This window comes from Marinilabilia salmonicolor JCM 21150, assembly GCF_000259075.1.
GTDB lineage: Bacteria > Bacteroidota > Bacteroidia > Bacteroidales > Marinilabiliaceae > Marinilabilia > Marinilabilia salmonicolor.
The window spans coordinates 108,270-118,413 of record NZ_AJKI01000008.1 but is presented as its reverse complement, the minus strand read 5'-3'; the positions used below and the strand labels follow the sequence as shown (position 1 = coordinate 118,413).

The following is a 10,144-nucleotide window of genomic DNA, read 5'->3' as shown; positions in this document are numbered from 1 at the left end:
TTTTTTTTTCGGTAAGCAACCGCGACAATTTGATGAGGGCAAATTCGGTATGCAAACGTTTATTGCGGGCATTGCGAAACTGAATGTCACAATTGGTGGCAATTTCGAGCGCATAAACAAGAAAATCAACCGGGCATGCCCCGGCCTGTTCAAGATATTTCTCTCTGATGAAGGCACCAACCTCAAGCAAAGCCACCGTACTCTGATCCTTGCACATCATTAAATCGCGTAAATGACTGCAAAGTCCTGCCACAAAATGGCCGGCATCAAAACCATGATCCAGAATATCGTCCAGCAACAACAGTGTCTGAGTAGTATCCTCTTTCAAAAAAGCATCCACCAGTTTGAAATAGTAATCGTAATCCAACACATTCAGATTATCGATTACCTGCTGGTAAGAGATATTTTTTCCTGAGAAGGCCACTATCTGGTCGAAAATGGACAGGGCATCGCGCATGGCACCATCAGCCTTTTGGGCAATCACATTCAACCCCTCTTCTTCGGCAGTAACACTCTCTTTTTGGGCAACATATTTAAGATGCTCCACAGCATCCTCCACGGTAATCCGGTTAAAATCAAAAACCTGACAACGGGAAAGAATGGTGGGTAAAATTTTATGCTTTTCGGTGGTTGCCAGAATAAAGATGGCATGTTTGGGAGGCTCCTCCAGTGTTTTCAGAAAAGCATTAAAAGCCGCCTGCGAAAGCATGTGAACCTCGTCAATAATATAAACACTGTAGTGCCCCATTTGAGGCGGAACACGTACTTTATCAATCAGTGAACGAATATCCTCCACTGAGTTATTACTAGCAGCATCCAGCTCATGAATATTGTAGGAACGGCTCTCGTTAAATGAACGACAGGAATCGCATTCATTACAAGCTTCGAAATCGGCCGAAATATTTTTACAGTTAATGGTCTTTGCAAAAATCCGAGCACAGGTTGTTTTTCCAACACCGCGCGGACCACAAAACAGGTAGGCATGTGCCAGTTGTTGATTTTTGATAGCATTCTTCAGGGTTGTTGTGATGTTTTTCTGACCTACAACCGAGTCAAATGTATCTGGTCGGTATTTTCGTGCCGAAACAATGTATTCCATAATTTTTTTCTATGAGCGCAACAAATATAATCAAAACGACCGGCTCAACCAACAATCTTATCAATCGCGATGACGCAAAACTTCATAAATCAACACTCCGGCAGCAACGGATACATTCAAAGAACCTATTTCTCCATGGATGGGAATGGAGACATGAGCATCTGCCAGTTTAAGCAGCTGTCCCGACACCCCTTTGTCCTCGGCTCCCATAATAAGAGCCACCGATCCTTTGTATTCAGCCTTGCGATAATCGATGTCACCCTTTTCTGAAGCTGCAGCAACCGTAAAGTTGCGATCTTTCAGATGCCTCAATACATAATAAAGGTTTTTTTCACGGCAAACAGGAACCCGAAACAAAGCTCCTGCAGATGTCTTTATGGCATCGGAAGTCACAGAAACACTTCCTTTCTCGGGAAGAACAATGGCATCAACACCTGCGCACTCGGCGGTGCGTGCAATGGCTCCGAAATTTCGTACATCAGTAATACCGTCCAGTATCAGCACAAAAGGTTCTTTCCCCAGCTCCATCAGATCTTCCACCACTTTTTCGATGTTGTGATATTCCACCGGAGGCAAATAAGCCACCACTCCCTGGTGATTGTTTTTCGTTGCCCAGTCAATGCGCTCCGGTTTTACCTTCTTAAAGGTAATATCCTTTTCACGAATCAGATCCTGCAGTTCCTTTGCCAGATTGCCTTTCAGATTTTCACTGATCAATACTCTTTCTAAGTCGCGGCCGCCCTGAATAGCTTCCATTACCGCACGTATTCCGTAAATTATCTCTTTTGCCATGTTATTAGTTTTTAGTCAGTAGATATTAGAGGTTAGAAGTTAGAAGTTAGAGGTTAGAGGCTAGAGGTTAAGTCAGGCATTTTCATCCAATACCTTTCTTTTTTGTTGTAACTCCTCGAGTTCAAGATGTGCATTCTCCCATTGCTCCATCGCTGTATCAAGATTCTTTTCAATTTTCTGATACATTTCAAAAACAGCGGGATCTGAGGCTTTTTCAGGATTTTCCATAATGGCCGACAAACCTTCCTGTTCATTCTCCAGTCTGGCAATATCTTCCTCTGCTTTTGAAACCTCGTTTTCAGCCTTTTTAATGCGTTTGTTCAGTTCTTTTCGCTCGGCGAAGGCAATCTTACCCGACTGCCCCGACGATACTCCTGATGACCCCAATTCGGTCTTGTTTGCCTTTGGAGACACCTTCTCCAACTCCTGAAGGCTGTCCATCTTTTTCTTTCGGAGAAATTCATAAATTCCACCCAGGTGTTCTTTGGTCTTCTTATTGGTAAATTCAAAAATCCTGTCCACCAAACCATCCAGGAACTCTCTGTCGTGCGAAACCACCAGCACAGAACCTTCAAAATCATTCAGTGCCTGTTTCAGAATATCTTTCGAACGCATATCCAGATGATTGGTCGGTTCATCAAGCACCAGGAAGTTCACAGGCTCCAGCAAAAGCATAACCATTGCCAGCCGGGTACGTTCCCCTCCCGACAAAACAGAAACTTTTTTATCCACCTCTTCCCCACTAAAGAGAAAAGCTCCCAGCAAATCTCTGACTTTTGTTCGGATATCACCAGCAGCCACGTTATCAACTGTTTCAAAAACTGTCAGGTTTTCATCCAGTCTTTCAGCCTGGTTCTGGGCAAAGTATCCAATCTTAACCTGATGCCCAAGCTTTACAGTTCCTTTGTGCTGAAGTTCCTGCATGATAATCCGGGCCAGCGTGGTTTTTCCTTCCCCGTTTTTTCCCACAAAGGCCACCTTCTCCCCTCTTTCTATATCAAAATCTATATCGTCGAGCACCAGCAAATCACCATACGATTTGGAAACATGCTTACCACTTACCACAATTTTCCCGGAATGCGGGGCCGGCGGAAACTTAATATTCAGCTTACTGTTATCAAACTCATCCACCTCAATGCGATCCATTTTCTCGAGCTGTTTGATGCGCGACTGCACCTGCACAGCCTTAGTGGCCTTGTAACGAAAGCGCTCGATAAATTGCTCGGTATCTTCAATCTTTTTTTGCTGATTGCGATAAGCGGCCATCTGTTGCTCCCGTCTTTCGTGCCTCAGGGTTACAAACTGTGAATAGGAGGCCTTATAATCGTATATTTTGCCCAGTGAAATTTCGATGGTTCTGGTAGTTACATTATCCAGAAAAGCTTTATCGTGCGAAATAAGCACGACCGCGCCACTATAATTTTTCAAAAAATCTTCGAGCCAGGTAATAGACTCAATGTCCAGGTGGTTGGTTGGCTCATCCAATAGAAACAAATCGGGTTTTCGCAACAATATCTTAGCAAGTTCAATTCGCATTCTCCACCCACCACTAAACTCAGAAGTGGGACGCTGAAAATCGGATGGTTTAAAACCCAGGCCTTTTAAGGTAACCTCGATACGCGACCGGTAATCGTGGCCCCCAAACATATTAAAACGTTCGGTAGCTTCAGTCAGCCGATCAATCAACGAAAGATATTCATCCGAATGATAGTCTTCACGTTGGTGAATGGCATGAGTAAGCTCTTCAATCTGCTTTTCCAGTTTCTTAATTTCGGAAAAAGCCTGCTCTGTCTCTTCAAAAACAGAGAAGCGGTCATCGTGTTTCATCACCTGCGGAAGGTACCCCACAGAAAAATCACGAGGCATGGTTACCTCACCCGATGTGGGCTCCTGCGCTCCGGTAATCACCTTCAACAAGGTCGTTTTACCGGCACCATTTTTCCCTACAAGCCCAATTCTATCACGTGGGTTGATCAGAAACGAAACATTCTCAAAAAGCAAAAAGGTACCAAAATCAAGTGTCAGTTGGTTAACAGAAACCATATAAAAAAAACTTAAAACGATTCAATAGCATTGTTATCATCCCCGATGGGAATCATGGGTTGGAAGGAAATTACGGGTGTTCTGACTACCTTGTAACCGGGCAGGAATTTCAACAGAAAAATTCCGTCATTGTAAAAGCCGCCCCAGTTCGAGATGCGTTTAAAAGAAAAATTAAACTGAACAGGCTGAACATCCAGCAACGGTTCAGGGCAAAATTCAAAATACTCACCACGCTTTGTCAAAGATGAAATAAAGTAATAAGCCACGTCGTATCCCCAGGCGCCATAGCGCGAATATCCTGAAGAAGATGAAGAGTTCTGGAAATAGGACGAAACAGCATGCGGCTCTGTATGATACCAACTTCTGTATTTCTCTATAAAATCCTGTGTTTTATCACTCTCGTAATCAAAGGCAAAGAATGTAAACAACTGCGTGTTAAGCGAGAACATATCCCCGGGCTCAATGGACTGCGCCCTTAGCCACTCAGTCATCCCGAAAAGAGAAATTTTCACCTTTCCTTTTTCTGCAATACCTGCCAGCGTAGGCACTATCTTGGAAAGGGTGGCCTCGCTGTTGGTGGGCACCACCACAAAATTTTTCTTCACGGGGTCCAGTAAAGCCTCCAGGTTGGTCATGTCCTCTTTGCCCATCATCCGGTATTCCCGGTAATTCATATCCTTATTCAGCGAAAACTCATTAAAAAAGACCTTCTGCCGAAAATTATCCAGAAATGCAGACGCATAAGGATCCTCACCTTCCGGTATGATGGCCAGAAGATTGTATGATTCGGACTGGCGTATAATTTCATTGGCCATCTTATCAAACAGCAACGTATCCGGGGTATTGACCTGGAAAACATAAGGGTTTCTGTCAAGAACAGGATTGACGTTGGAAAGCGGATAAACCAACTTAATCTGATGCTTAATAGAAAAGTCGGAAACCACCTCCAGATCATCCGAACGTGCCGGTCCGATAATAATATCCACCTCTTTCAACTCAGGATTAGAATTCAGCAGGAGTTCAATATTTCCATTGTTCTGGGTAATATCGTAAACGGAAAGATCCACATTGACATTCTCCTTTTTCAATTCATCCAGAGCCAGTAAAACCCCTTCATAGAACTCTACAAAAATGCGTGACCGACGAGAAATCACAGGATATTTCCTGGGCGTCCGGATGGTATCACCATTTTCGACTTTGACAATAACATTGGCTTCATCGGTGGCATCAAGTGCAAAAGGTAATAAAACCGCAACTTTGGCAGGTCGGGAATAACCAATCCCCTCTCTGTTGTCACAAAGATTTCGTGTGGGAATAAATCTTTCCACTTTCAGTGAGTCAGGCACACCTTCAGCCATTTCACCCTGCTCCTCAACTCCCGGGAGATTCTGGACAAACCACTGATCCATTGGAATATTTAATTCTGTTCCCTTTTTAAGATTTGAAAAATCAACAGTTGGATTCACCTTACGAATGGTTTCCATATCCACATTATACTGACGTGAAATGGAGAAAAGTGTTTCCCTGCGTTTCACTTTATGACGTTCAAAAAGATTTTGCTGATGGTCTGATTTCGCAACCTCTTCGTCGGTCTGACGTGGAATACGCAGCATATAGCCAGGTTTCAAATCATCCGTATCCGCATCAGGATTGGCATTACGGATAACATCCAGATCAACCTGGTATCGTTTACTAATAGAATAAAGTGTTTGTCCGGGACGAATTTCATGATAAATATAGCCCTCTCCCTGAATCACACCTGCTTCTTCCTGCTGTGAAGAAACCACGGCATCATCAGGTTCAGTAACCTTTGGAATTCGAACCAACGACCCCGGTAACAAGCTGCCACTGCGAAGCCCCGGATTGTTTTGTAAAATTTCTTCAACTGTTACATCGTATCGTCGGGAAAGTGAATAAAGTGTATTGCCGGGCTGAACTTCATGATAAACAAATTTATCCTCATCCTGTTGATGCTCCTGACGATCTTCTTCTTTTTTGACCGGTACACGTATGATACTTCCCACAATCAGTTGTTTTTCTGATCCTGCGTTATTTTCATAGATGTCCTTCACTTCAACACCATATTTCCGGGATATAAACCAGGCGGTCTGACCTTTTTCTACAGTATGAAGAATATAATCACCCGAACGAACCATATTGGTTTTATTATCGTTGCGTCCCTCAATAACCGGAACCTTAATCACCTGGTCTTTTTTCAGTCCGCCCTCAAGTTCCGGATTGGCCTCAAGAATTTCCTGTTGAGTAACATTGTACCGACGCGCTATCGCAAAAAATCCTTCACCCGGCTTTACCACATGCAGGAAATATTCGTGCCCATCAACAACAATCCTGTGTTCGCCGGGGGACTGACCTTCTTGACCCTGAGCAACCGAAAAACCCGTTGACAACAACCAAATAACTAAAATAAAAACACTGTTGATGCGGAAAGTACTATTTAACATGATCAAACTTTTCAAAATCGTTTTATTCTGGCACAAAATTCGCAAAAAATCATCAAAGAAAGTACCAAAGATATGCTTTTTAAAAGAAAGAATTGACCTGACTAATTCATCCGTATAAATTTTGTTTGCTAAAGCCGGATGGAACTCACATGATTGATTTTATATATGTTCTTTATAGGCAACCATTGCCAAGCTCGTTTCATTAGTATAAAATTTGAGAACGAATGAAACTGCTTCGCTCTCACATATTATTTTTTAAAAATATTTTTTTGTGATATTTATGCTTAAAATATATCATGTTCGTTTCATCTGTTGTTGTTCATATTTTTTGCTGTTTGACCATCTCACCACAATAATTCATAAATTAATCAGTCCTTCTAAAAGCAGGGCTTTCCCTTTTAAGAAAATGCATAATATCGCAGAGTGACAAGGTGAGGGTTTGTTTTTAAAAGGCCGACGGTCTTTAAGCAATAGACTGGGGAAGCCCCCCAGGATATTGCTCAGGTTTTCAGACTGTTTACACCTTACCGGTTTTATATATAAAGCAGGTAAAAAACTAAAGCCCCATTCAAACAAAATGTCTGATGAGGCTTTCTGTTTTTACAAACTGAAAATTGTAATATCGGAAACAAAAAGACATAAAAATTAAATTGTGTCCGAATTAAAATAAGTTTTACTGTCGCAGGAGTCCTTCAATCTCTTTCAACTGATGCTTAAACTCGGTATTGGTCTCCTGCAGGTTTTTCACAGCCTTACAGGCATGCAATACAGTGGCATGATCGCGCTGACCAATTTGAGAGCCAATGGACGAGAGTGAAGAATTGGTTAAATTCTTAGAAAAGAACATGGCGACCTGTCTGGCCTGAACAATCTCCCGCTTTCTGGTTTTTGACTGCAAAGCATCCATATTAATGCCATAAAAATCGCAAACTTTCTGTTGAATCTGACCGACGGTAATCTCGCGTTGTGGTTTACTCACCAACCGATTAACAACGGTACTGGCTATATCAAGTGTAATTTCTGCCTTGTTAAGCGTTGACATTGCCAAAAGTGAAATCAATGCTCCTTCAAGTTCACGCACATTGTCGGTAATGTGTGAAGCAATGTAATGAACAATTTCATCAGATACGGAAATTCCGTCCTTGTATATCTTGGTCTTTAAAATATCCACCCTGGTATTGAAATCGGGAGATTGTAAATCTGCAGGCAAGCCCCATTTAAAACGGGTCAGAAGCCTTTCTTTCATCCCTTTGAGCGCCACCGGAGCTTTATCAGATGTCAAAATCAGCTGTTTTCCTGACTGATGCAAGTGATTAAAAATGTGGAAGAAAGTATTTTGCGTTCCTTCCTTTCCGGCAAGTTCCTGAATATCATCAATGATCAATACATCAATCATCTGATAAAAATGCATAAAATCATTGGCTGAATTGCGCGCCACCGAATCTGTATATTGGGTGGTAAACTTATTGGCACTTACATAAAGAACAGTCTTTTCAGGATATTGCTTTTTCACCTCAATACCAATAGCCTGAGCCAGATGCGTTTTACCTAAACCACTGTTTCCATACAAAAACAAGGGGTTAAAAGCAGTTTTACCGGGATTTTTGGCTACAGCATCACTGGCCGATCGTGCAAGACGGTTGCAATCACCTTCCACAAAATTTTCAAACGTATATTCAGGATTTAACTGCGGATCAATATCCAGTTTCTTTACCCCGGGAATTATAAATGGATTTCTGATTTGCGGTTGCTCCTGACGTGAGTATTTTTTATCGACAGCACGATTACGCAAATCATGACGTTCAGCTGTAGGATAATTGACCGTATAGGAATTGGAAGCCGAAGGAGTCTGTTTACGAGCCATTACCACACTGTATTCAAGCTTGGCTCCTGGCCCGATAATTTCCCGAAGCGCCTTCCCGACCAGCTTAATATACTGTTCCTCAATGAATTCGTAAAAATAATAAGTAGGCACCTGAATCGTCAGCACTCTGTGCTCCAGTTTAAGTGGAACAATGGGTTCAAACCAGGTTTGAAAATCGTTTACCGGGATTGATGCCTGAATGTAATTTAAACACTCAGCCCATATTTGCTTATGATCCAGTTTGGTTTCTATGCCTTCCATTTCTACAATATGTTAATAATTTGTGCTTCGGTAAGGACAAAATTTGCTAAAAAAAACTGGAAAAAAAAATGGGTTAAGGGTTGAAATTTCAGGAATCACTTTATCCCGTTAATAGTCAAACCATTGAAATTAACCATGTATAAGGCATTGATATTCAGCAATAAACTAAAAAAAATTAACTTTCAGTTAACACACACAAACACTTGAATTAAAGGTGGTTGAACCGAATTTTGAAAAAAATCATCATTTTCATCAAAATCTTTTTTTTGCCTATTCTATTTAACAATAAAATAGCTGTTATTCTCCGGTTTGTCGAAGGGCTTTAATTAGTCGAATGGCCTTCCCATCCTTAAATGCGACTACTTCGGCATCGGGAAACTGATGAATAATTTCATCCCGGATGCCCTTTATTTCCGCATAGGAAGAAGAATTACCAATAGTGTAAGTGTATTTATTCCCATCAGTATCCTCAAAAATACGATAGTTCTCTTTTATCATTTGATTCTTGATTTGGAGTGGTTCATTAGATCGGGCAATCTCAACCTTATAAACAATTCCCTGCTGTTCGGCCCGTTCATCAGAAACATTCAGATAAACATCTTTGCCCAAATCGACTGCAGAAATACTCAGGTATCGTTCCGGATTGTGACGAACATCGGCAAGTAACCGGTCCAGATTGGCAGAGGCATCCATCAGGTTATAATACAGACCTTCATCCGAAAGCAATAACCCCAGACTTCCTTCTCCCTCCTGTGCCTGTCGAAGCAATGTGTTAACCAATGTGAGACTGGAATCAATTCCTGCCGCAAGACTGTCAAGATGTACCTTTGCCAATTGATTACTGAACCCGGCCACATTTTCCATAGTTGAGGAAATATTATCCTGTTGTCGGGCCAGAACCCCGGTAACCGAATCAATGTTGGTCAGTGTACGGTTCAGAGCTCCCCCATTGCCCAGCGAAGCATTGACCGTTGCTGTGGTTTGTTCCAGATTTCTCATCATCGCCCGGAAACTTTTCATACCCTCTTCCAGACTCTCATTGTTTTCATTGGAAAAAACGCCGGATAAACTGTTCAGCGTACTGTCCATCCGAACCACCAGATTTTCTACCTTGTTTTTGATAGGCGCCAGTTCGGCAGTCAATCCTCTTTCAATGTCGGTTTTTAAAGTATCGCCGGGCATTAATAAAGCTCCTGCCCCATTGTCAACAAAACGCACAGCTTTAGCCCCCATCAAGTCAAAGCTATAAATCTGGGCGAGTGTATTTTCGTTCAGGGACATTTCCTTGCTCAGTGAGAATACGACCACAAAACGATCTTCCCGCTCGGGATAGAATTGAATTTCCATTACCGAACCCACTTTGTATCCGTGATAGTGAATCGGACTTGCTTCGGTAAGTCCGTTAACCCTGGAATAAACGCCGTAATACAGATCTCCTGAATTAAAGATATTCTTCCCTTTCAGGAAACTCAGTCCCCAGATTAAAATAACCAGGGCAGCAACAACTGTGATTGCAATTTTATACTCTTTTTTAAGTTTTATCATCGATTGTCTTTTTTGAATCAGGTTAAGTCTTTGGTCTGATGAAACCCGCAACTCCTTTAATCATACCCCTGTGCTTAT

6 protein-coding genes are annotated in these 10,144 nt (G+C 42.0%); all 6 read right to left on the bottom strand.

The genetic code is table 11. The features are described 5' to 3' along the window. The coding region (locus W7W_RS0106295) for a DNA polymerase III subunit gamma/tau (protein ID WP_010662967.1) at positions 1 to 1,099 on the bottom strand (1,099 nt) is incomplete at its 3' end. A gap of 60 nt (positions 1,100 to 1,159) precedes the next feature. Continuing rightward, complete coding sequence (gene rlmB / locus W7W_RS0106290; RefSeq protein ID WP_010662966.1) at positions 1,160 to 1,891, bottom strand: 23S rRNA (guanosine(2251)-2'-O)-methyltransferase RlmB; 732 nt, start codon at positions 1,889 to 1,891, stop codon at positions 1,160 to 1,162. Positions 1,892 to 1,963: 72 nt separating this feature from the next. After that, the gene (gene abc-f / locus W7W_RS0106285; RefSeq protein ID WP_010662965.1) at positions 1,964 to 3,934 is read right to left on the bottom strand and encodes a ribosomal protection-like ABC-F family protein; all 1,971 of its coding nucleotides are present in this window, start codon (positions 3,932 to 3,934) and stop codon (positions 1,964 to 1,966) included. A gap of 11 nt (positions 3,935 to 3,945) precedes the next feature. Then, complete coding sequence (locus W7W_RS0106280; protein WP_010662964.1) at positions 3,946 to 6,396, bottom strand: PBP1 and LysM peptidoglycan-binding domain-containing protein; 2,451 nt, start codon at positions 6,394 to 6,396, stop codon at positions 3,946 to 3,948. 673 nt (positions 6,397 to 7,069) lie between these two features. After that, complete coding sequence (dnaA, locus tag W7W_RS0106275) at positions 7,070 to 8,521, bottom strand: chromosomal replication initiator protein DnaA (RefSeq protein ID WP_010662963.1); 1,452 nt, start codon at positions 8,519 to 8,521, stop codon at positions 7,070 to 7,072. Positions 8,522 to 8,818: 297 nt separating this feature from the next. Next, positions 8,819 to 10,066, bottom strand: coding sequence for an MlaD family protein (locus W7W_RS0106270; protein WP_010662962.1), 1,248 nt, complete (start codon positions 10,064 to 10,066; stop codon positions 8,819 to 8,821). Positions 10,067 to 10,144 lie beyond the last annotated feature (78 nt).